Origin of the sequence: Pseudomonas sp. GM55 (genome assembly GCF_000282395.1) — a bacterium.
In the GTDB taxonomy this organism is placed as follows: domain Bacteria; phylum Pseudomonadota; class Gammaproteobacteria; order Pseudomonadales; family Pseudomonadaceae; genus Aquipseudomonas; species Aquipseudomonas fluorescens_CC.
In genome coordinates, this window is the sequence record NZ_AKJJ01000091.1 from 1 (window position 1) to 24,374 (window position 24,374).

At 63.1% G+C, this 24,374-nt stretch carries 22 protein-coding genes; 19 read left to right on the forward strand and 3 right to left on the reverse strand.

The window, feature by feature from the left end:
* Window positions 1-177 precede the first annotated feature (177 nt).
* Window positions 178-1,371, reverse strand: a complete 1,194-nt coding sequence (locus PMI31_RS22110; protein WP_008020816.1) for an acyl-CoA dehydrogenase family protein — start codon at window positions 1,369-1,371, stop codon at window positions 178-180.
* Window positions 1,368-2,540 carry an acyl-CoA dehydrogenase family protein gene (locus PMI31_RS22115; protein ID WP_008020817.1) on the reverse strand — a complete coding sequence of 391 codons (1,173 nt, stop codon included), beginning with the start codon at window positions 2,538-2,540 and terminating at the stop codon, window positions 1,368-1,370. Before PMI31_RS22115 ends, PMI31_RS22110 begins: the two co-directional genes overlap by 4 nt.
* Window positions 2,541-2,803: 263 nt before the next feature.
* Between PMI31_RS22115 and PMI31_RS22120 the strand changes: the two genes are divergently transcribed.
* The 19 genes from PMI31_RS22120 to PMI31_RS22205 all read left to right on the forward strand — a co-directional run bounded on the left by PMI31_RS22120 (window position 2,804) and on the right by PMI31_RS22205 (window position 23,626).
* Window positions 2,804-3,694, forward strand: coding sequence for a VOC family protein (locus PMI31_RS22120; RefSeq protein ID WP_008020818.1), 891 nt, complete (start codon window positions 2,804-2,806; stop codon window positions 3,692-3,694).
* Window positions 3,695-3,706: 12 nt separating this feature from the next.
* The gene (locus PMI31_RS22125; protein WP_008020820.1) at window positions 3,707-4,582 is read left to right on the forward strand and encodes a CoA transferase subunit A; all 876 of its coding nucleotides are present in this window, start codon (window positions 3,707-3,709) and stop codon (window positions 4,580-4,582) included.
* A gap of 12 nt (window positions 4,583-4,594) precedes the next feature.
* Complete coding sequence (locus PMI31_RS22130; protein WP_008020822.1) at window positions 4,595-5,392, forward strand: acyl CoA--acetate/3-ketoacid CoA transferase subunit beta; 798 nt, start codon at window positions 4,595-4,597, stop codon at window positions 5,390-5,392.
* 15 nt (window positions 5,393-5,407) lie between these two features.
* A complete protein-coding gene (locus PMI31_RS22135; protein WP_008020824.1) occupies window positions 5,408-6,316 on the forward strand; it encodes an enoyl-CoA hydratase in 909 nt (302 codons plus the stop codon).
* The gene (locus PMI31_RS22140; protein ID WP_008020826.1) at window positions 6,313-7,425 is read left to right on the forward strand and encodes an NAD(P)H-dependent flavin oxidoreductase; all 1,113 of its coding nucleotides are present in this window, start codon (window positions 6,313-6,315) and stop codon (window positions 7,423-7,425) included. The genes PMI31_RS22135 and PMI31_RS22140 overlap by 4 nt, the downstream gene beginning before the upstream one ends.
* A complete protein-coding gene (locus tag PMI31_RS22145) occupies window positions 7,422-8,174 on the forward strand; it encodes an enoyl-CoA hydratase family protein (protein WP_008020836.1) in 753 nt (250 codons plus the stop codon). Before PMI31_RS22140 ends, PMI31_RS22145 begins: the two co-directional genes overlap by 4 nt.
* A 9-nt stretch (window positions 8,175-8,183) precedes the next feature.
* On the forward strand, window positions 8,184-9,347 hold the full coding sequence (locus tag PMI31_RS22150) for an acyl-CoA dehydrogenase family protein (RefSeq protein ID WP_008020842.1): 1,164 nt from the start codon (window positions 8,184-8,186) through the stop codon (window positions 9,345-9,347).
* A gap of 9 nt (window positions 9,348-9,356) precedes the next feature.
* Window positions 9,357-10,415, forward strand: coding sequence for an acyl-CoA dehydrogenase family protein (locus tag PMI31_RS22155; protein ID WP_008020844.1), 1,059 nt, complete (start codon window positions 9,357-9,359; stop codon window positions 10,413-10,415).
* A 3-nt stretch (window positions 10,416-10,418) separates the two neighbouring features.
* Window positions 10,419-11,570, forward strand: a complete 1,152-nt coding sequence (locus tag PMI31_RS22160) for an acetyl-CoA C-acetyltransferase (RefSeq protein ID WP_008020845.1) — start codon at window positions 10,419-10,421, stop codon at window positions 11,568-11,570.
* Between the two features lie 61 nt (window positions 11,571-11,631).
* Window positions 11,632-12,510 carry an SDR family oxidoreductase gene (locus PMI31_RS22165; protein ID WP_008020847.1) on the forward strand — a complete coding sequence of 293 codons (879 nt, stop codon included), beginning with the start codon at window positions 11,632-11,634 and terminating at the stop codon, window positions 12,508-12,510.
* A 1,013-nt stretch (window positions 12,511-13,523) separates the two neighbouring features.
* On the forward strand, window positions 13,524-14,309 hold the full coding sequence (locus tag PMI31_RS22170) for an SDR family oxidoreductase (RefSeq protein ID WP_008020850.1): 786 nt from the start codon (window positions 13,524-13,526) through the stop codon (window positions 14,307-14,309).
* Between the two features lie 10 nt (window positions 14,310-14,319).
* Window positions 14,320-14,790, forward strand: coding sequence for a MaoC family dehydratase (locus PMI31_RS22175; protein ID WP_008020852.1), 471 nt, complete (start codon window positions 14,320-14,322; stop codon window positions 14,788-14,790).
* Window positions 14,791-14,797: 7 nt separating this feature from the next.
* Window positions 14,798-16,006 (forward strand): acetyl-CoA C-acyltransferase, encoded by a 1,209-nt coding sequence (locus PMI31_RS22180; protein WP_008020860.1) that lies wholly within the window; start codon window positions 14,798-14,800, stop codon window positions 16,004-16,006.
* A gap of 76 nt (window positions 16,007-16,082) precedes the next feature.
* Window positions 16,083-17,285 (forward strand): helix-turn-helix transcriptional regulator, encoded by a 1,203-nt coding sequence (locus PMI31_RS22185; RefSeq protein WP_008020861.1) that lies wholly within the window; start codon window positions 16,083-16,085, stop codon window positions 17,283-17,285.
* Window positions 17,286-17,386: 101 nt separating this feature from the next.
* Complete coding sequence (locus tag PMI31_RS22190) at window positions 17,387-18,763, forward strand: DUF1329 domain-containing protein (protein WP_008020862.1); 1,377 nt, start codon at window positions 17,387-17,389, stop codon at window positions 18,761-18,763.
* 178 nt (window positions 18,764-18,941) lie between these two features.
* Window positions 18,942-19,982 carry a Rieske 2Fe-2S domain-containing protein gene (locus tag PMI31_RS22195; protein WP_008020863.1) on the forward strand — a complete coding sequence of 347 codons (1,041 nt, stop codon included), beginning with the start codon at window positions 18,942-18,944 and terminating at the stop codon, window positions 19,980-19,982.
* 127 nt (window positions 19,983-20,109) lie between these two features.
* Window positions 20,110-20,283 carry a hypothetical protein gene (locus PMI31_RS31100; RefSeq protein WP_008020865.1) on the forward strand — a complete coding sequence of 58 codons (174 nt, stop codon included), beginning with the start codon at window positions 20,110-20,112 and terminating at the stop codon, window positions 20,281-20,283.
* Window positions 20,284-20,476: 193 nt separating this feature from the next.
* Complete coding sequence (locus PMI31_RS22200; RefSeq protein ID WP_008020866.1) at window positions 20,477-22,516, forward strand: oxidoreductase; 2,040 nt, start codon at window positions 20,477-20,479, stop codon at window positions 22,514-22,516.
* Between the two features lie 183 nt (window positions 22,517-22,699).
* The gene (locus PMI31_RS22205; protein WP_008020868.1) at window positions 22,700-23,626 is read left to right on the forward strand and encodes a 1-aminocyclopropane-1-carboxylate deaminase/D-cysteine desulfhydrase; all 927 of its coding nucleotides are present in this window, start codon (window positions 22,700-22,702) and stop codon (window positions 23,624-23,626) included.
* 25 nt (window positions 23,627-23,651) lie between these two features.
* On the opposite strand, the gene PMI31_RS22210 is transcribed toward PMI31_RS22205, so the two are convergent.
* Window positions 23,652-24,212 (reverse strand): cytochrome b, encoded by a 561-nt coding sequence (locus PMI31_RS22210; RefSeq protein ID WP_008020870.1) that lies wholly within the window; start codon window positions 24,210-24,212, stop codon window positions 23,652-23,654.
* Window positions 24,213-24,374: the final 162 nt, after the last annotated feature.

The following is a 24,374-nucleotide window of genomic DNA, read 5'->3' on the forward strand; positions in this document are numbered from 1 at the left end:
GAGCAGGACCGGAGCGAGGGAATGCCGAGCCTTGGCGAGGCACCGAACGAAAGGGGCAAGAGCCCTTGGTTACTTGGGGCTTTTCCAAGTAACCCGCCGTAAGGGCGGAACCTTAAGTAGCCATCTCAAAAATGATGGATATATACCCAACCAAAATAGGCGCCTGCAGACAGGATTTTAAGTCGTAACGCGCATTTCCCGCGGCATCCCCAGCGCCCGCTCGGCAATGACATTGCGCTGGATCTCGTTGCTGCCACCATAGATGGTGTCGGAGCGGGTGAACAGGAACAACGACTGCAGCCGGCTGAGCTGGTAGGGCGCGGCGTCGAGGATTTCCCCCGCATCACCCAGCACGTCCATGGCCAGTTTGCCCAGGTCGCTGTGCCAGGTGGACCAGGCCAGTTTGTAGATCATTGCTTCGCGACCGAGGTTGCCGTCTTGCGGGCCGGAGAGCATGCGCAAGGAGTTGTAGCGCAACACTTTGAGTCCGGCCCAGGCCTGGGCAATGCGCTGGCGCAGCAACGGGTCGCGCGCGGCGCCATTGGCGCGGGCGATGCGGATGATTTCGTCGAGCTCATTGTGGAACTGCATCTGCTGGCCCAACGTGGACACGCCACGCTCAAAACCCAGCAGGGCCATGGCGATCTTCCAGCCATCGCCCGGTTGGCCGATCAGGTTGTCGGTGCTGGTGATGGCTTCGTCGAAGAACACCTCGTTGAATTCACTGGTGCCGGTCAGTTGCTGGATCGGTTGCACGCGGATGGCGTCCTGGGCCATCGGCACCAGCAGGAACGACAAACCCTGATGCCCTTGGCTACCGGGTTCGGTGCGTGCCAGCACGAAACACCAGTCGGCCTCGTGGGCCAGGGAGGTCCAGACCTTCTGCCCGCTGATCAGCCAGTGCTCGCCCGTGGCATCGAGCCTGGCCCGGGTCTGTACGTTGGCCAGGTCCGAGCCGGCACCCGGTTCCGAATAGCCCTGGCACCAGAACTGACTGCCATCAAGGATGCCTGGCAACAGGCGCTGCTGCTGGGCAGGGGTGCCGAAGGCGGCGAGTGTGGGACCGACCAGGCCTTCGCCGATATGGCCCATGCGTCCGGGGCCACCGGCGCGGGCGTATTCCTCATGGAAAATCACCTGCTGGCTGATGGACAGTCCCCGTCCGCCATGCTCCCTGGCCCAGCCAACACCGATCCAGGCACCGGCGGCCAGCTCGCGTTCCCAGGCTTTGCGCTCTTCAGGAAAGCTGTGCTCATCCCCCGGCCCGCCACGAAAGCGCAACGGCGCAAACTCGCCGCTCAGGTGCTTGGCCATCCACTGGGCGACTTCTTCGCGGAATGCCTCGTCTGCACGACTGAAACCGATTTTCATGGTTGTTCTCCCAGTAGATGTGTGGCCAGGCGCTCGCGATGCAGCGCCGGGCTGCCCAATAGTTGCTCGCCGGCGCGGGCGCGTTTGAAGTACAGGTGCGGATCGTATTCCCAGGTGAAACCGACGCCGCCATGCAGCTGGATCGATTCGGCGGCGCAGTGGAAAAACGCTTCGCTGGCATGGATCTTCGCGGTGGCGGCGGCCAGTTCAAGTTCGCCTGCCACCGTGGCATCGCCTTCAGGATCGAGGCATTCCTGGGCCACGCAGGCGGCGTAGTAGGCCGCCGACCGGGCGCATTCGACTTGCAGCATCATGTCAGCGCAGCGGTGCTTGATCGCCTGGAAACTGGCAATGGTGCGTTTGAATTGCCGGCGTTCGGCGATGTACGCCAGGGTCAGGTCCAGGGCCTGTTGCGCGCCACCCGTCTGCTCGGCGGCGAGACCGGCAGTGGCGATCAGCAGGCTGTCGCGCAGCACCGCCCAACCTTGTTCTGGGCCGCAGAGCCGCTGCGCCTCGCTGACCTGCACCTGATGCAATTCAATGCGTGCCAGACGACGGGTCTGGTCCAGGGTGGCCAGGGACGTGCGGATCACGCCCGGCGTATCGCCCGGCAAGACGAACAGGCTGATGCCTTGTTCACCCTGAGTGTCGGGTGCGCGGGCGGCGACGATCAGCAGGTCGGCCGAGGCGCCATCGATGACTTGCGCGTACTGGCCCTCAAGGGTCCAGCCTCCCGGGCACGGCTCGGCCACGGTTTGCACGCTGCAAGCCGTAAGCCCTGGAACACTGGCGAAGGCCAGGGTGGCGCGGGTTGCACCGCCGGCAATTGCCCCCAGCCAATGCTCCCGCACGCTCTCGTTGTGCCCCAGCAACAGGGCCGGGGTGGCCAGGCACGCCGTGGCGAACAGCGGCGAACCCAGCAAGTAGCGACCGCTCTGTTCCAGCAGGATGGCCAGTTCGACAAACCCCAGGCCCATACCGCCAAAGCGCTCGGGCACCATCAGCGCCGGCCAGTACAGCTCCTGGCCAATCCGCTGCCAGACCTCGGGGTCATGCGCGTCCGGGCGGTTCATCGCGGCGCGCACAGCATGCGAGTCGCTGGCCTGGGCGAGAAAACGCTCGGCGCTGTCGCGAATCATCAGGTGTTCTTCGGTAAAAGCGAACTCCATGGGGGCGGTCTCTGCAAGGCGAATGGATGCGCGAGTTTGGGGCGGTGGCGGTGGTGTTCGAATCACTAAAACGGACTAGGGACAGCACGTCATCGTTCTTCGCCCTGTAGGAGCCCGGCTTGCCGGCGAAGGCGTCCGTGAAATCGCCTTCGCCGGCAAGCCGGGCTCCTGCAGGGTGCTTAGTCTCAACGGACGATGAAGCGCCCGATGGCGCTTAGCACAATGCCAGCCATGTAAGCCATTCAGCCAACGAGGACCCAGGCATGATCGACATTCGCGGTTTGAGCTATTTCGTCTCGCAGATCGAAAACCTTAGCCATTGGCAGCGTTACGCCGAAGACGTGCTGGGCATGCAAGTGCATCCAGCGCCGGGCGGTGGCTTGTACGTGAAAATGGACGAGCGCCCGTTTCGCATGCTGATCGTCGAAGGTGCTGAGGCGCACTACCTGGCCTCTGGCTGGGAGTTGGCCAACGAGACGGCATTCGAGGCCGCCCTCGAGCACCTGAGCGCAGCCGGCATCGAATGGCAGCCGGGCTCCGCCGCCGAGATCGAACAGCGCGGTGTCCAGGCGCTGGTCAAGCTCACCGACCCGTCGGGCAACTGCCATGAACTGAGTTGGGGCCATCGCTCCGATTGCCTGCCGTTTGTCTCGCCACAGGGTGTGCCGCGGTTCATCACCGGTGACATGGGCCTGGGTCACACGGTGCTGCCGGCGCCGAACTTCGACGCCACGCTGGCGTTCGCCAAGAATGTACTGGGCTTCGAGCTGTCGGACATTTTCAACTTCCGTCCTGATCCGTCGACGCCGCCGATCCGCATTCACTTCCTGCATTGCCAGAACGCCCGCCACCACAGCCTGGCGCTAGCCGAGTATCCGGTGCCGTCTGGTTGCGTGCACGTGATGGTCGAGGTTGATTCGATGACCGAGGTCGGCCGCGCCCACGATCGTCTGCGCGCCCATGAGGTGGCCCTGTCGGCGACCCTCGGCCAGCACCTGAACGACCGCATGACCAGTTTCTACATGAAGACGCCGTCCGGTTTCGACTTGGAATACGGCTTTGGCGGGTTGCAAGTCGACTGGGCCGAGCACTCAGCCTTCGAATTCACCCGCGTGAGCATTTGGGGGCACGACTTTTCGGTCGGCCAACAGTAAGGAATGATCAACATGAACAAACAACTGACAGCGGCCGATGCGGTCGCTCAATTGCGCGATGGCATGACCATCGGTTTTGGTGGCTGGGGCCCGCGGCGCAAGCCGATGGCCATCGTGCGCGAGATCCTGCGTTCACCGGTCAAGGACCTGACCGTGGTCGCCTACGGCGGCCCGGAGGTGGGCATGCTGTGTGCCGCCGGCAAGGTCAAGAAACTGGTATTCGGTTTCGCCACCCTCGATGCCATTCCGCTGGAACCCTATTACCGCAAGGCCCGCGAAGCCGGCGAGCTGGAGTTGATGGAACTGGACGAAGGCATGTTCCAGTGGGGCCTGCGTGCCGCCGGCATGCGCCTGCCGTTCCTGCCGACCCGTTGCGGCCTGGCCACCGATGTGACGCGCCTGAACCCGGAACTCAAGACCATCCAGTCGCCCTATGCCGATGGCGAGGTGCTGCTGGCGATGCCGGCGCTCAACCTCGACGTGGCGTTCCTGCATGTCAACGTCGCCGACCGCCTGGGCAACTGCCTGGTGACCGGGCCGGACCCGTATTTCGACCACCTGTTCGCCCGTGCCGCCGACCAATGCTTTGTTTCGTGCGAACGCCTGGAAGAGCGTCTTGAGCTGAGCGCCGAACAGGCCCGCTTCAATACCTTCGAACGCTATCTGGTCAGCGGCGTGGTCCATGCGCCCCTCGGTGCGCACCCGACTACCTGCGCCCCCGACTACGGCTGGGACATGAAGCACCTCAAGGGCTATGTCGCCAGCAGCCAGGCGGAAAACGGCTGGCAGGACTATGTGCAGACCTACATCGCCGGTGGCGAGCTGGCCTATCAGGCACAGAACGGTGGTGCCGACTCCATGGGCGCCTTGCCCCTTCCCGTGTTCTGAGGATTAGCGACTATGTCTGCAACCTGTGATTTCACCCTCGCTGAACTGATGATCGTCGCCGCCAGCGAAGCCTGGCGCGGCAATGGCGAGATCATTGCCTCGGGCCTGGGCGTCATACCGCGCCTTGGCGCCAGCCTAGCCAAACTGACCCACAGCCCGGAACTGCTGATGACCGACAGCGAGGCGTTCCTGGTCGAAGAACCGATCCCGCTGGGCCCGCGTGGCGACTACGTGCCGCGTTACTCGGGCTACATGTCGTTCGAGCGGGTGTTCGAATGCGTGTGGGGCGGACGCCGTCACGCGATGATCGGGCCGACCCAGATCGACCGTTGGGGCCAGACCAACCTGTCCTGCGTCGGTGACTATCAAAAGCCCAAGACCGCGATCCTTGGCGTGCGCGGCTTGCCCGGCAACAGCATCAACCACCTCAACTCGTTCTTCGTGCCCAGCCATAACACCCGGGTGTTCGTCAGCGGCGAAGTGGACATGGTCTCCGGTGTCGGCTTCAAGGCCGAACGCTGGCCCGAAGGTGCGCGCCGTGACTTGATGGACATCCATTGCGTGGTCAGCGACCTGTGCGTCCTGGATTTCAATGGCCCGGACCGTGCGGTGCAGGTGCGTTCGCTGCACCCTGGCGTGAGTTTCGAGCAGGTCCAGGAGAACACCGGCTTCCCTTTGCTCAAGTCCGCGCAGTTGCACGAAACCGTGCATCCCACCCCTGAGCAGTTGGCCCTGATCCGCCGACTCGACCCCCACGATTACCGCGCCACGGCGATCAAGGGCAACCCGCCCGGCATCCGTACGGCCTGAGACAAGGAGGCGAGCATGCACAGCAGCGACAGTGAATTTATCGTCCGCCAGGACAATGCCGTCTATGAGACGGACACCCCGGTGCTGTACAGCGTGGCCGAGGGTATCGCCACGCTGACGCTGAACCGGCCGACCTTCAACAATGCGCAAAACTCGCAAATGACCTACGCCCTGGATGCCTTCTTTCGCCAGGCGGTGAACGATGACAGCGTCAAGGTCATCGTCCTGCGGGGCAACGGCAAGCACTTTTCGGCGGGCCACGATATCGGCACGCCCGGGCGCGATATCGACAAGCCGTTCGAACGCGCGCACCTGTGGTGGGATCACACCAACAAACCCGGTGGCGAGCAGCTGTATGCCCGCGAGCAGGAGGTGTACCTGGGCATGTGCCGGCGCTGGCGGGAACTGCCCAAGCCGACCATCGCCATGGTCCATGGTGCATGTGTGGCGGGCGGGCTGATGCTGGCCTGGGTCTGCGACCTGATCGTCGCCAGCGACGACGCGTTCTTCCAGGATCCGGTGGTGCGCATGGGCATTCCGGGGGTGGAGTATTTTGCCCATCCCTACGAAATGAACCCGCGCATCGCCAAGGAATTCCTCTTCACCGGTGACCGCATGAGCGCCAACCGGGCCTGGCAAGTGGGCATGGTCAACCGTCTGGTGTCCCGCGAGGAACTGGAGTCGGCCACCTATGCCCTGGCTGCCGGTATCGCCCGCCAGCCGCGCATGGGCCTGGCCCTGACCAAGCAGGCGATCAACCACGTCGAGGACTTGCAGGGCAAGCGCACGGCGATGGATGCCGTGTTCGCCTGGCACCACTTTGCCCATGCCCATAACGAGCTGTTGTCCGGCGACAAACTGGGCGGCTTTGACGCCAAGGGCATGGCCCGGGCCAACAAGCAGGCCGAGGACAAAAGCCAATGAATCGCTGGCTGGATACGCCGCTGACCGAGGCCCTCGGTTGCCGTTACCCGATTGTGCAAACCGCCATGGGCTGGGTCGCCGACGCCAACCTGGTGACCGCCACGACCCAGGCCGGGGGTTTCGGTTTTCTGGCCGGGGCGACCATCGCGGCCGATGAGCTGGAAGGCGAAATCCGCAAGGTGATCGACGCCACCGGCGGCAGCAACTTCGGGCTCAATTTCCATATGTTCCAGGACAACGCCGCACAGTGCGTCGACCTGGCGATCAAGTACCGCTTGCGCGCCGTGAGCTACGGACGCGGCCCGGACAAACAGACCATCGCGCGCTTCAAGGTGGCCAAGGTGCTGTGCATTCCCACCGTCGGCGCCTTGAAGCATGCGCTGAAAGCGGTGGAACTGGGCGCTGATCTGATCACCATCCAGGGCGGCGAAGGCGGCGGCCATACCGGCGGCGTGCCCAGTTCGATCCTGCTGCCCCAGGTACTGGCGGCGGTCAAGGTGCCGGTGATCGCGGCCGGAGGATACGCCACCGGCCGTGGCCTGGCCTCGGTGCTGGCCGCCGGTGGCGCCGGCATCGCCATGGGCACGCGGTTTCTCATGACCCGCGAATCGCCGACCCCGCCCGCGACCCTCGAACGCTACCTGAAGGTCAATGATCCGCAGCAGGTGCGCGTGACCACCGCAGTCGATGGCATGCGCCACCGCATGATCGAAAACCGTTTCATCAATCATCTGGAGCAGGCCGGCCCCTTCGGGCGCCTGCGCATTGCCCTGGGCAGCGCCTGGCAGTGGAAGCAGCAGACCGGCATGAGCCTGGGGCACATGGCAGCAGTCTTTATCCGGGCGTTGCGCGAAGACCCTTCGGCGTTGTCGCAAGTGGTAATGGCCGCCAACCAGCCGGTGCTGTTGCAGCGCTCGATGGTCGATGGCGCCCCGGACGAGGGCATCCTGCCCAGTGGCCAGGTCGCGGCCGCCATCGGCGAGTTGCTCAGTTGCCGTGAAGTCATCGAAGGCATCGCCAGCGAGGCCCAGCAGTGCCTGGACGCGCTGCTGGCGCGCAGCCAGACCCGCCCCTCGAACCATCCAGCCAGCATTGGAGAACCCCTATGAACCCGGCATTTACGACACAACTCAATCAGGGGATCGCTGAGCTGGTGATCGCCAAGCCACCGGTCAATGCCCTCGACAGCCAGGAGTGGCAAGCCCTGGCGCGACAGATCGAAGCCCTTGGGGCCAATCCCGACGTGCGGGTGATCGTGATCCGCGCCGAAGGCCGGGGCTTTTGCGCCGGTGTCGACATCAAGGAACTGGACAAGCACCCGGAGCGGATCGTCGAGGTCAACGCCGGTAACTACGCCACCTTCAAGGCCGTGCACCGCAACCCGGTGCCAGTGATTGTCGCGGTGCATGGTTTTGTCCTGGGCGGCGGCATCGGCATCACCGGGGCGGCGGACATCGTCGTCGCCTCCGAGTGCGCGACCTTCGCCTTGCCGGAAGTCGACCGCGGCGCGATGGGCGGCGGTGCTCATCTGCAGCGCCTGTTCCCGGTGCAAAAGGTCCGCTACCTGTTCTTTACCGGCGACAGCATCGGCGCCCCCGAAGCCCTGCAATACGGCTTTATCGAGCGGATCGTCAGCAAGGACCAGTTGCGCGAAACCGCCTTGGGCATCGCGGCGAAAATCGCCGAAAAAAGCCCGGGCATGATCCGCATCGCCAAGGAAGCCTTGAACGGCATCGAGGATGGCAACCTGGAAGATAAATATCGCTGGGAACAGGGCTTCACCATGCAGGCCTACAGCAGCCCGGACTCCGCGGAAACGCGCCGGGCCTTCGTCGAAAAACGCGACGCCAAGTTCTGAGATAACGCCATGGACCTGACTTATACCCCCAAGCAAATCGCCTTCCGCGCCGAAGTCCGTGCCTGGCTGGCGGCCAACCTTCCACGCGAGCCCCTGGCCAGTTACGACACCCGCGAAGGCTTTGAGCAGCACCGCGCCTGGGAGGCCAAGCTGTTCGAGAGCCGCTGGTCGATGGTGATGTGGCCAGCCGAACTGGGCGGTCGCGGTAGCGACTTGATCGAGTGGCTGATCTTCGAGGAAGAGTATTACGGCGCCGGCGCACCGATGCGCGTCAACCAGAACGGCCAGCTGTTGCTGGGGCCGACCCTGATGGAGTTTGGCACCCCGGAGCAGAAGCAGCGCTTCCTGCCACGCATGGCCGAAAGCCTCGACATGTGGGCACAAGGCTGGTCGGAGCCCAACGCCGGTTCCGACATGGCGGCGATCACCAGCAAGGCGCTGCTCGACGGCGACCATTACGTGATCAACGGGCAGAAAACCTGGTCGACCCGGGCGATCTACGCTGACTGGTTGTTCGGCCTGTTCCGTAGCGAACCGGGATCGACTCGGCACCACGGCCTGTCGTTCATCATGGTGCCGCTGGACACGCCGGGGGTGAGCATTCGCCCGATCAAGGCGCTCAACGGCAAAGACGCTTTCGCCGAAGTGTTTTTCGACGACGTGCGGGTGCCAGTGGCCAATCGCATCGGTGACCAGGGGCAGGGCTGGCATGTGGCGATGGCCACCGCCGGTTTCGAGCGCGGCCTGCTGCTGCGTTCACCGGCGCGCTTCCAGGCCACGGCCCGCAAGCTGGTCGAGCTGTACAAGGCGCACCGCGCCAGCGCCGACCGCGACCCGGGCCTGCGCGATGCGGTGCTGGAGACCTGGATGGGCGCTGAAGCCTATGCGCTGTCGGCCTATCACACAGTGGGGCGCTTGAGCCGGGGCGAGCAAATCGGCGCCGAGTCGAGCATCAACAAGATCATCTGGTCGGAGTTGGACCTGAAGATGCACGAGACCGCCATGCGCATTCTCGGCGCGCGCGGCGAACTGCTGGACAAGGGCGCGCAGGCGGGCGATGCGGCGGGTTGGCTGGAGGGCTTCCTGTTCGCCCAGTCCGGGCCGATCTATGCCGGCACCAACGAAATCCAGCGCAACATCATTGCCGAGCGCATGCTCGGCTTGCCGAAATAAGGAACCGCCATGGACTTCACTTTTAACGATGACCAGTTGGCGTTCCACGAAGCCATCAGTCGTTTCCTGATGACCGAAGCCGCCCCGGAAATGCTCCGGGAAATCTGGGAGACCGATGCCGGGCGCTCCCGGGACCTGCGCAACAAGATCGCCGGCCAGGGCCTGACCGCCTTGTCGGTGCCTGAGGCCGAAGGCGGCCTGGGCATGGACGATGTGACCTGGGCCCTGATGACCCAGGATCTGGGTTACTACGCGATTCCCGACTCATTGGCCGACACCGCCTATGTCGCCAGCGGTTTGCTCGCCGCTCTGCCCGCGGAGCATCCGGCCCGTGCCGACCTGTTGCCACGGATCGCCGATGGCAGCTTGCGCATGGCGATCAGTCATCCGGTCAATGCTCTGGTCAGCGACGCGCAACTGGCCGAAGTGCTGATACTCACCAACGGCGATGACATCCATGTGGTGCCGCGCTCTGAAGTGGACGTGGAAAACCATCAGAGCATTGACGCCTCACGGCGCCTGGGTCGGGTGAGCTGGACCCCATCGTCGGCAACCTGCGTGGCCAGTGGCGAGCAGGGTCGTGCCTTGCAGGAGCGCCTGCTGGACCGTGGCGCGCTGTCGGTGGCCGGGCAACTGCTGGGGCTGGCGCAACGCATGCTGGACCTGTCGGTGGACTACGTGGCCCAGCGCAAACAGTTCGGCAAGCCGATCGGCAGCTTCCAGGCGGTCAAGCATCACTTGGCCGATGTCGCCCGTTACATCGAACAGGCCAAACCGGTGCTGTACCGCGCAGCCCATGCTCTGGCCCGGGGCGACGTCAACGCCGGTGTCTGGGTTTCGCAAGCGCGCCTGGCGGCGAACGAGGCGAGCTGGATCGCCGCCCGCAAAGGCATCCAGACGCATGGTGCGATGGGGTACACCTGGGAAGTGGATTTGCAGATGTTCATGAAACGCGCGTGGGCCCTCGATGCGTCCTGGGGCGACCGCGGCTTTCACAAAACCCGTGTCAGCGACTACCTGTTCGCCGACGCCACCGGCCTGGGGCCGGGGCATACTTTCGAGGAATGAGTCATGGCACAGGCCTACATTGTTGATGCACTGCGCAGCCCCACCGGCAAGCGCAAGGGCGCATTGAGCGAGATCCACGCCATTGACCTGGGCGCCCATGTGCTCAAGGCGCTGGTGGAGCGCAATGCGATTCCGGCTGAAGACTACGACGACGTGATATTCGGTTGCGTCGACACCATCGGCTCCCAGGCCGGCGATATCGCCCGCACCAGTTGGCTCGCCGCCGGCTTGCCGCTGACCGTGCCCGGCACCACGGTCGATCGCCAGTGCGGTTCGTCGCAACAGGCATTGCACTTCGCCGCACAGGCGGTGATGAGCGGCACCCAGGATGTAGTCGCGGTGGGCGGGGTGCAGACCATGACCCAGATCCCGATTTCCTCGGCGATGCTCGCCGGCCAGCCCCTGGGCTTTGCCGATCCGTTCTCGGGCAGCATTGGCTGGCGTGCACGCTTTGGCCAGCAACCAGTGAACCAGTTCTACGCCGCACAACGGATTGCCGATCACTGGCAGATCAGCCGCGAGCAAATGGAAGCCTTTGCCCTGCAAAGCCACGAACGCGCCCTGGCGGCCATCGCCAGTGGCCGCTTTGCCCGGGAAATCGTCAGCTGCCAGGGCCTGGCGGTGGATGAAACCCCGCGCCACAGCAGCCTGGCAAAGATGGCCGAATTGCAACCGGTGGACCCACAGTTCCCGTCGATCACGGCTGCCGTGTCCAGCCAGACCTGCGACGCCTCGGCGGCGCTGCTGGTGGTTTCCGAAGCGGCGCTCAAGCGCTACGACCTGACGCCACGGGCGCGGATTCATCAGCTGACGGTGCTCGGTGACGATCCGATCTGGCATCTCACGGCACCGATTGCCGCGACCCGCCGGGCCCTGGCCAAAAGCGGGCTGAGCATGGCCGACATCGACCGCGTCGAGATCAACGAAGCCTTTGCCTCGGTGGTCATGGCCTGGGCCAAGGAGCTCGATTACGACCCGGCGCGTACCAACGTCAACGGCGGTGCGATTGCCCTCGGCCACCCGTTGGGCGCAACCGGCGCACGACTGATGACCACGCTGCTCAACGAACTGGAATGCAGTGGTGGCCGCTACGGCCTGCAAACCATGTGTGAAGGCGGTGGCCAGGCCAACGTGACCATCATCGAACGCCTGTAATTTTTTTATGCGGGGCCGCCGCTTCGGGCGCGTGGCCACCCAACATCTTGAGGAGTCAAACATGGCTATGTGTGCAGACCGCACCGTGATCATCACCGGGGCCGGCGGCGGACTCGGTCGCGCCTACGCCCTGGCGTTCGCCGCGCAAGGGGCCAATGTCGTGGTCAACGATATCCGCGCCGAAGCCGCAGAGGATGTGGCGGGGGAGATTCGCGCCAACGGTGGCCAGGCCATTGCCAACAGTGACGACATAACGACCCTGGCCACCGCGCAGCGCATCGTCGATGCGGCGTTGGCTGCGTTCGGTGAAGTGCATGTGCTGATCAACAACGCCGGGGTCTTGCGCGACCGCATGTTCATCAGCCTCAGTGAAGAAGACTGGGACATGGTCATGCGTGTTCACTTGAAGGGCCATTACTGCCTGGCCAACATCCTCGGCCGCCGCTGGCGCGACCTGGCCAAGGCCGGTACGCCGGTGGACGCACGGATCATCAACACCAGCTCCGGTGCCGGGTTGCAGGGCTCGGTGGGACAGTCCAATTATTCGGCGGCCAAGGGCGGCATCGCTTCGCTGACCCTGGTGCAGGCGGCGGAACTGGCGCGCTATGGTGTCACCGCCAACGCGCTGGCGCCGGCTGCCCGCACCTCGATGACCGAGAGCGCGATGCCCGACGTGGTGAAAAAGCCGGAGGACGGCAGCTTTGATGCCTGGGCCGCCGAAAACGTCGCGCCGCTGGTGGTGTGGCTGGGCAGCCCGGCGTCGGCCCACGTCAGCGGCCAGGTCTTCGAAAGCCAGGGCGGGCGTATCTCCCTGGGGGACGGCTGGCGCACGGGCGTTACCTGCGACAAGGGCGCGTTGTGGAAAGTCGAAGAGATCGGTGCGGCGGTGGATGCAATTCTTGCTGAAGCGCCGAAGGCGCAGAAAGTCTGGGGGAGTTGAAAGTCCTGATCAATTGTAGGAGCTGGCTTGCCAGCGAAGCCGCCCTGACAGCCGACCTATTGTTTGTTGATGGAGTACATATCCATTCCTGCGGTAACGGCGGCTTATGGTTTCGCTCTTACAGCGAGTCACTTGGAAGAGCCCCAAGTAACCAAGGGCTCTTGCCCCTGGCGTTCGGTGCCTCGCTAATGCTCGGCATGCCCTCGCTCCGGTCCTGCTCCGTGGGCCCGCCGCGATCGGCCATCCTTGGCCCAACGCGGCTAAACCGGCATCCATGCCGGTTTACCCACTGCGCAGAACCTCCACTCGGCCTCTCGATGGGGCAAGAACATCAAAAGCCAGATCAAGATCAAACGCAAAAGCGAGGCGGCCTGACAGCCGACCTGATCGGGAGCCGTATGCGTTCTCCTTGTAGGAGCCAGGCTTGCCGGCGAAGAACGATAACGCGGTACTACAGACACACCGCAGCGTCTGGTTCGCCGGCAAGCCTGGCTCCTACAAGGGATTGGGGTGCCTGGAAAAAATCAGGTCGGCTTTAAGGCCGCCTCGCTTTGGCTTTAGATTTTGGGTGCCCCGTTAACCACGATGGTCGAACGCAGGCATTGCGCAGTGGGGAAACCGGCAGGACGCCGGTTTAGCCGCGCTGGGCCATGGATGGCCCATCGCGGCGACCCACGGAGCAATGCCGGAGAGAGGGCATGCCGAGCCCTAGCGAGGCACCGAGTGGTGGGGCAAAGCCTTTTGCTTCCTTTTTGGCGTTTGAAAAAGGGAGTCGCTGTAAGAGCGAAACCATAAGTCGCCGTTACCGCAGCAATGGATATGTACTCCCAAAAACATCTCCCCCAGGCTTTAACGCGGCATGGATCAACGTCGGTAGTCACAGATTAACGGACAGGCTCAGGTGTAATGGAGCAAGGGATTGCGTCGCGGCTTTTCTACCCCATTTTGACGATGCGCCCGCATCGCCCCCTCCGTACAAATGCAGCGTATTGATTTCTTCGGAGGTAGACGCTGTGAAACAAGCCCCCCCTTATGTTCCCGGTCATCAATTGCTGGCTGGCAAATCGGTGTTGATCACCGCTGCCGCAGGTGCCGGTATCGGTTATTCGGCGGCCCGGCGCAGTGCCGAGGAAGGTTGTCGGGCGCTGATGATTTCCGACGTGCATGCGCGGCGCCTGGAAGAGGCGGTGGAGCGTCTCAAGGCCGAGACTGGCCTGCAGGCGATTTATGGCCAGCTGTGCAATGTCACACTCGAGGACGAAGTCCAGGCCCTGGTGGCTGCGGCCGAAGAGGCGCTGGGCGGGGTCGATGTGTTGATCAACAACGCGGGACTGGGTGGCCAGAAGCGCGTGGTGGAGATGAGCGACGAAGAGTGGTTGCGGGTGCTGGATGTGACCTTGACCGGCACCTTCCGCATGACCCGGGCGATGTTGCCGCACATGCAGCGCCGTGGCGCAGGGGCCATCGTCAATAACGCCTCGGTGCTTGGTTGGAGGGCCCAGAAGGAACAGGCCCATTACGCCGCCGCCAAGGCCGGGGTGATGGCGCTGACCCGCTGCAGCGCCCTGGAAGCCGCCGAGTTCGGTGTGCGCATCAATGCGGTTTCGCCATCGATTGCCCTGCACGATTTCCTCAAGAAAGCCTCCAGCGAAGAGTTGCTCGAAAGCCTCGCCGGGCGCGAGGCATTTGGTCGTGCCGCCGAGGTCTGGGAAGTGGCCAACGTGATGATGTTCCTGGCCAGCGACTATGCCTCCTACATGGTTGGCGAAGTGCTGTCCGTCAGTTCCCAACAGGCTTGAGGGCGCGCTCATGAATCACGTTTTCAGCAGTGCCCAGGCGTTGCTTGCCGCCGAAGGTCTGGACCTTGGCCACACCGAATGGCTGACCATCGACCAGCAACGCATCGATTTGTTCGCCGAAGCCACCAGTGATCACCAGTGGATTCATGTCGACCCGGTGCGCGCCGCCAGCGGTCCGTTCGGCGCCTGCATTGCCCACGGCTACCTGACCCAGTCACTGGCCAATCTGTTCATGCCGCAGTTGTTGACGATTGAAAACATGGCGATGGGCGTCAATTACGGCAGCGACCGGGTGCGCTTCCCGGCGCCGGTCAAGGTCGATTCCCGGGTGCGCGGCAGCGGCCAGATCATCCGCGCCGAAACACTGGGCGACGCCGTGCAACTGGTGGTGCGCATCACCGTGGAAGTCGAGGGTCAGGCGCGCCCGGGCTGCGTGATCGACACCATCAGCCGCTACACCTTCAACCCAATTTCCGAGTGAGTACCCCATGGACCTGAATGAAGTCGTCATCGTCGCCACCGCCCGTACCGCGCTGGCCAAGTCGTTTCGTGGATCGTTCAACGATACCGAGGCCCCGGTGCTGGGCGGCCATGTGGTGCGCGCGGTGGTCGAGCGCGCCGGCATCGAGCCGGCTGACGTCGAAGATGTGATCATGGGCGCGGCAGTGCAGCAGGGCACCCAGGCCTACAACATCGGCCGGCTCTGCGCCTACACCGGCGGTTTGCCGGACAGCGTGCCGGGCATGGCCCTGGACCGGATGTGCGCTTCGGGCCTGATGAGTATCGGCGTGGCGGCCAAGGGCATCATGACGGGCGAGATGAGCATCGCCATTGGCGGCGGCGTGGAGTCCCTGTCGCTGACCCAGACCAAACACAAGAACAGCTTCCGCGCGCAGTCCGAAGCCGTGCTGCAGGTGATGCCCAGCGCCTATATCCCGATGATCGAAACCGCAGAGATTGTCTCTCGCCGCTATGGCATCAGCCGCGCCGCCCAGGATGAGTACTCGCTGCAAAGCCAGCTGCGCACCGCTGCCGCCCAGCGCGATGGCCTGTTCGACGAGGAAATCGTCGGCCTGAGCGTGGACAAGCTGCTGTTCGCCGCCGATGGCCAGCCCAATGGCCATGAACGCGTGCAGGTCCTGCGTGACGAGTGCAACCGGCCCAATACGCGTCTGGAAGACCTGGCCGGATTGAAGCCGGTGTGGAAGGACGGCAAATGGATCGGGCAGGGCGAGTTCGTCACCGCCGGCAACGCCTCGCAGTTCTCTGACGGTGCCGCGGCCAGCCTGCTGATGAGTCGCGCCGAGGCCAAGCGTCGTGGGTTGACGCCGCTGGGCATCTACCGCGGCATTGCCGTGGGCGGCTGTGCGCCGGAGGAAATGGGCATCGGCCCGGTGATCGCCATTCCCAAGCTGCTCAAGCGCTTTGGCCTTGGGGTGGCGGATATCGGTCTGTGGGAGATCAACGAGGCCTTTGCCAGCCAGGTGTTGCATTGCCGCGACGCGCTGCAGATCCCGGCCGAGCGCCTGAACGTCAATGGTGGGGCGATTGCCATCGGGCACCCCTTCGGTATGTCCGGCGCGCGGATGGTCGGCCACGCTTTGCTCGAAGGGCGGCGTCGCGGTGTGCGCTATGTGGTGATTGCCATGTGCATCGGTGGCGGCATGGGCGCCGCCGGCCTGTTCGAGCTGCCGTGAGGCGAGCGGGGCGCCGCCGCTGTCTCGATTCAATCCATGGGGGCCCGCCGGTCGGGCCCGCTGCTGGGGAATGGTTATGCAAAGTTGTATGCCCAATGCACAGGTCCTGGCGCAAATGGGCCTGGAGCTGGCCGAGTACGAACGGATCATTGGCAACATCTACGAAGCGGCGATGAGCACCCGCTGCCTGAGCGACTCATTGCGCGAGATCCGCGCGTTGTTCAAGGCCAATTTCGTGACCCTGATCCTGCGGGTCCAGGATGAGCCGCTGTTGTCGCCGATGGTGGTCGCCGGTGATGTTGAACTGGGGCAGGGCGGGATCAATCACTATGCCTACTACGCCAAATCCACCCTGTTCGACGGCTTGCCCACCGACACTGTGTTTACCATCGATGAGCTGATGAGCGATGCCGAATGGGCCAGTTCGGCGTTTTACCTGCTGTACTGCCAGCCCTACGATTGCTACCACATGCTCGGTGCCGATATCCGCATGCCGGATGGCGGCACGGTGCGCTTTCGGATCAATCGACCACAGGGGCAGCCAGGTTTCAGTGACACCGAACGGGCCATGTGCGCCATGTTGTTGCCGCACTTGCGCCGGACCCTGCACCTGTATTCGCTGCTCGACCGCAGCGAGTCCCTCGGCAGCCTCTATTCGCAGACGATCAGCCGCCTCGCGGTGGCGACCATCGTGCTCGATGAAAATGGCAGCGTGGTGCAACTCAATCCCGTGGCCCGGGACATTCTCGACAGCCAGGACGGCCTCAAGGTGGTGGGCGGTCGGCTGGAGGCGACGTACCCCAGTGACAATCGCGAGTTGACGCGCCTGGTGCGCAATGCCTTCCAACGTGCCCGGCAGGACGCCGGCAGGGGCGTGCAGATGGCGGAGGCGACGTCGATTTCCCGTCCTTCAGGGCAGGTCAGCCTGGGGGTTGTGGTGGAGTTGATTCCCTCCCGGGATCTGCTTGAAGGCAACGGCAAGCCCACGGTGGTGGTGTATGTGCGCGATGCGGTGAGCAAGTCGCTGGTGAGCACGGTGTTGACTTCGCAACTGTACAACCTGACCCCGGCGGAAACCGCGCTGGCCCTGGAACTGGCCAACGGCTTGTCGCTGGAGGAAGCCTCGGAACTCCTCAATATTCGGCGCAATACCGCGCGGGCGCACCTGCGTTCGATTTTTTCCAAGACCGGCGTGCGGCGCCAGACCGAGCTGGTGCGGATCATGCTCAACAGTGTAGTGGCGCTGGGTGCGCCGCAGCCGGCGGGGGCCCGGTTGTGATCCAGGTCTGCGCAAAAATGCGTTAGTCCGTGCGGACGATGCTGCCGGCTTCCTGGCCTGTCGATACTGGGCAACCGTTGTCGAATCCAAGGAGAATAAAAATGACCGGCAGTAATCAGTCCCGTGGCTGGGCGTTGACGTTGTTGTTGGGATGCTGTGCCATCGGCACGGTGAATGCCGCACCGGAGGACATCCCACGCCTGGGCAACGACTTGACGTGTCTGGGTGCAGAAAAGGCCGGCAATGCCGACGGCAGTATTCCAGCATTCAGCGGCAAGTGGCTGGGCGCACCGCCCCACGTTGATTTCAAGGGCACAGGCAACCACCCGGTGGATCCGTACCCGGACGAAAAACCGCTGTTCGTGATCACCGCGCAGAACATCGCGCAATACAGTGACTACCTGTCCGATGGCCAGAAAGCCCTGTTCAAGCTGTACCCGGGCACGTACAAAATGCCGGTCTATCCCTCGCATCGGGATTTCCGTTCCAACGACGCGGTCTGCCAGGCCACGCGCGAGAACGCCAGCGTGGCGCGTCTGGTGGATGATGGCGAAGGCGTGGTCGGCAAGACCGGCGGCACACCGTTCCCGGTGCCGCGCAGCGGCCTGGAACTGTTGAAGAACGCCTCGACTTTTACCTTGCGCGCCTGGACCGAGGAATATGTCTCCGACAACGCCTACGTGCTCAAGGACGGCAACATCAACTGGGGCCGCGTGCATTCGCGTAACCTGGCGCCCTCACTGGAGCCGGGCAAGATTGGTGAAACCAGCGGCAACTCGTCGTTCTATCTCAACGAAACCCTGCTGCCGCAACGGGACAAGGGCGAGATCAATACCGGCACCGAGTTCTGGAACGACAAGACCGAACCGCGCCAGGCCTGGCGTTACGATCCGGGTACCCGCCGCGTGCGTCAGTCCCCGGGCTATGGCTTCGACATGTCGTTCCCGGGCAGCGGTGGATCGATCACCGTGGACGAAGTACGCCTGTTCAACGGCTCCGGCCAGCGCTATGACTGGAAGATCGTTGGCAAGCGCGAGATGTACATCCCCTACAACACCTATCGCCTGCATGCGGCCAATCTCAAATACGCCGACCTGTTGACCCCTGGCCACATCAATCCCGAGGCCATGCGTTATGAGCGCCATCGCATCTGGGAGCTGGAAGGCACCCTCAAGCCGGGCTATCGCCACCTGTATGGCAAACGCAAGTTGTATGTCGACGAAGACACCTGGTTCCCGATGCTTGCCGACAACTACGACAACCGTGGCGAGCTGTGGCGCACCTCGATGGTCAACTACTTCTACGCCTACGAAAGCCAGCGTCAGCAGGCAGGCGTCGGCCTGTACTACGACCTCAATGCCGGCAGCTACCTGGCGTTCAACCTGATCAACGAGCAACGCAACGGCTACCTGTTGAACAAACCCGGTTTCAGTCCCCGGGACTTCGGCCCGGAAGCTGCCCGCCGCTTCGGCCAGTAACCCTCCAGCGCGGCGCCCGTGGAGACAGGGGCGCCCATTGAGAGTGGCTCGCGTTTGATCTAGTCCAACTGAAGGATGTTCTCCTTGCGCGACTGCTCAATGATGTTCGCCATGGGATCACCCTGTATTTCTTGGGGGCATGGCCTGCCCCGAAGTCTGCAATCGAGGAACAATAACAATGACCAAACTCGCTGAAATCAACATCGAGAACGCCCAGCGTACCCACCGTTACGCGCGCGGCTGGCACTGCCTGGGCAATGCCAGCGATTACCGTGATGGCAAGCCCCATACCCTGGAAGTCTTCGGTACCCGCCTGGTGGCCTTTGCCGACAGCCAGGGCACCATCAGCATTCTGGATGCCTATTGCCCGCACATGGGCGCCGACCTGTCCCAGGGCACCATCGAGAACGACAAACTGGTGTGCCCGTTCCATCACTGGAAGTACGACACCGGCGGCAAATGCGTGGAGATCCCCTACTGCAAGCGTATCCCACCCAAGGCCAAGACCCGCAGCTGGTTGACCTGCGAGGAAAACAACCTGCTGTTCGTCTGGAACAACCCCGAAGGCCGTCCGCCGAAAGAGGGCGTGGTCATTCCGCACCTGCCCGAGATGGACGATCAGGACTGGGTTCATGACTGGAACATCGACACCATGCACATCGAAACCAACCCGCGGGAGTTGGTCGATAACCTGGTGGATGCCCAGCACTTCGGGCCGGTGCACGGCACGCCGACCAAGTATTTCGCCAACGTCTTCGAAGGCCATATCGGCCACCAGATTTTCCATGGCGACTCCGAGCGCCTGGGCGGCGACCTGATCGCGCCATCGGCCTACTACGGGCCGGCCACTCACTTCACGCACATCAGCTCGATGTTCGGCGATGTGCGCATCCACGCCATTTTGCTCAACAGCCACGTGCCGGTGACGCCGAACAGCTTCGACCTGCGCTTTGGTTGCATGGTCAAGCGCGTGCCGGGCTGGACCGAAGAGCAGAACCAGGAAGTGGCCAGGGCCTATGTCCAGGGCAACCGTGACTCGTTCTACCAGGACGTGGTGATCTGGAAGCACAAGATCCGTATCGACAAGCCGGTGCTGGCAGAAACCGATGGCCCGGTCTACCAGCTGCGCGAGTGGTACGAGCAGTTCTTCACCAATGAGGACGACGTGCCTGCATTCATGGCCGACCGTCGCGAGTTCGTGACAGTCGACGAGCGCTGATAGAGCAGCAGGGCGCCTTCGAGCGAACAGCACTGATCACTCGAAGGCGTCGTTCGCAAGGACACTGCCACCCTGGATGTACTGGCAGTCACGCAAGCCCGATTCAAAGGTCATGAGAGCACTGATAATGAAAATAAAAAGTCTTCTTGCCTATTCCGTTCCCTTGTTGATCCTGTGCTTGCTGGTGTTGATCGTGCAGATTTCGGTGCCGCCGGAGTCAGCCAGTGTCAAAGCCTGCAAGCAGTATGCGAGCTGTATTGCGATGAGTTCGAGCGTGCCGAACTGGCTTGATTTGCGTTAGGGGCTCATCCAGACCCCTTCCATGACGGCGGGCACAAGCTATGGCCCTGCCGTCGCTTGTCCAGAAGTTGTGCTCGTTTGGATCATTAAGTTGTAAGTTTCGGTCATTGAGCGACCGCTGGAGTGCTCATAGTCTGTAACCCATGACAGAGGGGCGCCAAAGAGCGCCCACACTTTCCGTGATGGAGTTACCGATGACCGCCGCTCATTACCCGCACCTGTTGGCCCCGCTGGACCTGGGTTTTACCACCTTGCGTAACCGCACCCTGATGGGTTCGATGCACACCGGTCTTGAAGAGAAACCGGGTGGTTTCGAACGCATGGCGGCGTACTTTGCCGAGCGTGCCCGTGGCGGTGTCGGCCTGATGGTCACCGGCGGTATCGGCCCGAATGACGAGGGCGGTGTGTACTCTGGTGCGGCCAAGCTGACGACCGAAGAAGAGGCGCTCAAGCACCGTATCGTCACCCGCGCCGTGCATGACGCGGGCGGCAAGATCTGCATGCAGATCCTCCATGCCGGTCGTTATGCCTACAGCCCGAAACAGGTTGCGCCCAGCGCGATCCAGGCGCCGATCAATCCGTTCAAGCCCAAGGAGCTGGACGAGGAAGGCATCGAGAAGCAGATCAGCGATTTCGTCACCTGTTCGGTACTGGCACAAACCGCCGAATACGACGGTGTGGAAATCATGGGCTCCGAAGGTTATTTCATTAACCAGTTCCTCGCCGCCCACACCAACCACCGTACCGACCGCTGGGGCGGCAGCTATGAAAACCGCATGCGCCTGCCGGTGGAAATCGTCCGTCGTGTGCGTGAAGCGGTCGGCCCGAACTTCATCATCATTTTCCGTCTGTCGATGCTCGACCTGGTCGAAGGCGGCAGCACCTGGGAAGAGATCGTTCAACTGGCCAAGGCCATCGAGCAGGCCGGCGCGACCATCATCAACACCGGTATCGGCTGGCACGAAGCGCGTATTCCAACCATCGCCACCAAGGTGCCGCGTGCGGCGTTCAGCAAGGTCACGGCCAAGCTGCGGGGTTCTGTGAACATTCCGCTGATCACCACCAACCGCATCAACACGCCGGAAGTCGCCGAGCAGATCCTGGCCGAGGGCGATGCCGACATGGTGTCCATGGCGCGGCCGTTCCTCGCCGACCCGGATTTCGTCAACAAGGCCGCTGAAGGTCGCGCCGATGAAATCAACACCTGCATCGGTTGCAACCAGGCCTGCCTCGATCACACCTTCGGCGGCAAGCTGACCAGTTGCCTGGTTAACCCGCGTGCCTGCCACGAAACCGAGCTGAACTATCTGCCGGTGCAGCAGCTGAAGAAAATCGCCGTGGTCGGTGCCGGCCCTGCCGGTTTGTCCGCCGCGACCGTGGCCGCCGAGCGTGGGCATCAGGTGACGCTGTTCGATTCAGCCAGCGAAATCGGCGGTCAGTTCAACATCGCCAAGCGTGTTCCGGGCAAGGAAGAGTTCTACGAAACCATTCGCTACTTCAACCGCAAGCTGCAGACCACCAACGTCGAGGTGTGCCTGAACACCCGCGTCGACGTGGCCAGGCTGGTCGAGGGCGGCTACGACGAGATCATTCTGGCGACTGGCATTGCACCGCGCATGCCGGCGATTCCGGGGGTAGAAAACACCAAGGTGTTGAGCTACCTGGATGTGATCCTGGAGCGCAAACCGGTCGGCAAGCGTGTCGCGGTGATTGGTGCCGGTGGTATCGGTTTCGACGTCTCCGAGTTCCTTGTGCATGAAGGCGTCGCTACCAGTCAGGATCGCGCCGCGTTCTGGAAGGAATGGGGCATCGATACGCACCTTGAGGCACGCGGTGGTGTTGCCGGTGTCAAGGCCGCGCCCCATGCGCCGGCCCGCGAGGTGTTCCTGCTGCAACGCAAGAAATCCAAGGTCGGCGACGGCCTGGGCAAGACCACCGGCTGGATTCATCGCACCGGTCTGAAGAACAAGCAGGTACAGATGCTCAACAGCGTTGAATACCTGAAGATCGACGACGAAGGCCTGCACATCCGCATCGGCGAAACCGGCGAACCGCAGGTGCTGCCGGTGGACAACATCGTGATTTGCGCCGGGCAGGACCCACTGCGTGAATTGCATGAAAGCCTGGTGGCGGCGGGGCAGAACGTGCACCTGATCGGTGGCGCGGATGTCGCGGCAGAGCTGGATGCCAAGCGGGCGATCAATCAGGGTTCGCGGTTGGCGGCGCAGTTGTAATACGCAGGTCCAGCGTGCCAATGGCTATCGCGGGCAAGCCCGCTCCCACAGGATCTGAGTTGTTCGTGCATTTTGTGAGCAGCGCGAAACCTCTGTGGGAGCGGCGGTGCGACGATTCGACTTGCCCGCGATGGCGTCCGCAAGGCTGTTAAGATGCTGGCTCTTCACCCAGAGCCAGCATCGATGCTTCTCCCTTCCGACACCTGGCTACCCCAGGCCCCCCTCGACTCTCTACACCTCGACTGGCTCACCCAAGCCGGCATCGAAGTGGCGATCCTGCGTCTGGACCTGATCGACCCGCTGATCAGCGGCAACAAATGGTTCAAGCTCGTCGAACACCTGAAGACCGCCGACCGCTTGGGTGCCGAAGGCATCATCAGTCTTGGTGGCGCGCACTCCAATCACCTGCACGCGCTGGCGGCGGCGGGCAAGCGTTTCGGTTTTTCCACCGTCGGCCTGTTACGCGGGCATCCTCAGGAGACCCCGACGGTCAAAGACTTGCAGGCGTTCGGCATGCAGCTGCACTGGCTGGGTTACGCCGGTTATCGAGCGAGGCATGAAGCGGGTTTCTGGCAGCCCTGGCACACCCGCTACCCTAGGCTGCATCCGGTGCCTGAAGGGGGAGGTGGTTTACCTGGCGCCTTGGGTTGCGTGCCATTGCGAGCCGCCGTGTGCGCGCAATTGCAGGGCTTGGGCTGGAGCGACTATGACGGCTGGTGGCTGGCCTGCGGAACCGGCACGACGCTGGCGGGCCTGGTGCTGGCCGAAGCGGGGGATCATCCGGTGTACGGTGCCCTGGCGGTGCCGGACGATCATGGGGTGGCGCAGCAGATCGAGCGGATCGTGCAGCAAGCCGGTGTGGTCGATGCGGCGTATGAGTTGTTCGAGGTCAGTCGCGGCGGCTTCGCGAAGGTCGATCAACTGTTGCTCGACTTCATCGAAAAGACCGGGCAGGCCAGTAACATTCCCCTTGAGCCGCTGTACACCGGCAAGGCGCTCATGGCCCTCAGGCAACAGGTCGCTGCGGGCAAGTTCGCCAGAGGCTCGCGGCTGATCTTCGTCCACACCGGCGGCTTGCAGGGGCGCCGGGGGTTCAGTCCACAAATCTGAAGCGCAGATGCAAACTCATGCAGCCTCAGCTATCGCGGTTTACGCTCTTGGGCATCATCCGCAGCAAGGTGTTATCGCCCACCACGTAATGGTGATACAGCGCGGCCGCGGCATGCAGGCCGATCAGCCAATAGCCGATAGTGCCGCCGAGCTCGTGCCAGTCCTGGAGTTGTCTGGCCAGGTCCTTGTTTTCCGCGATTGGCATCGGCAGGTCGACCCCATAGAACATCACCTGATTGCCTTTGGCGCTGGTGACCAGCCACCCGAGAATCGGTGTGACGATCATGAAAATGTACAGCGCCCAATGCATCAGCCTGGCCAGCGTCGTTTGCCACTGCGGGGAGGCCGGGAAGACCTGCGGCGCGGGGCCGAAACTGCGTGCGAACAATCGCAGCCAGACCAGCACGAAGACGGTCAGGCCGAGCATGAAGTGTGATTCGACGATCAGCGTGCGCCCGCCACTGCCCTTGGGAAACATCCCGCGCAACTCGATACAGGCGTAAACCAGCACCAGCAGGACCAGCATCAACCAGTGCAGCGCGATCGATACGGTGCTGTAGCGCGAGGCGGAGTTTTTCCACGGCATACGGTATTCCTCAGAGGTCCGGTTTAAAGCCACCGCACTTGTTCGACGGTGTTTGGTAACTTTAATCCTGTTTCACCGGGTTTGCCTGAGGCGATTGGCCGCTGGATGCTCTGGTTCGGGTATCGGACAGCAAAACCCTGTACCTGTAGGAGCGAGCTTGCT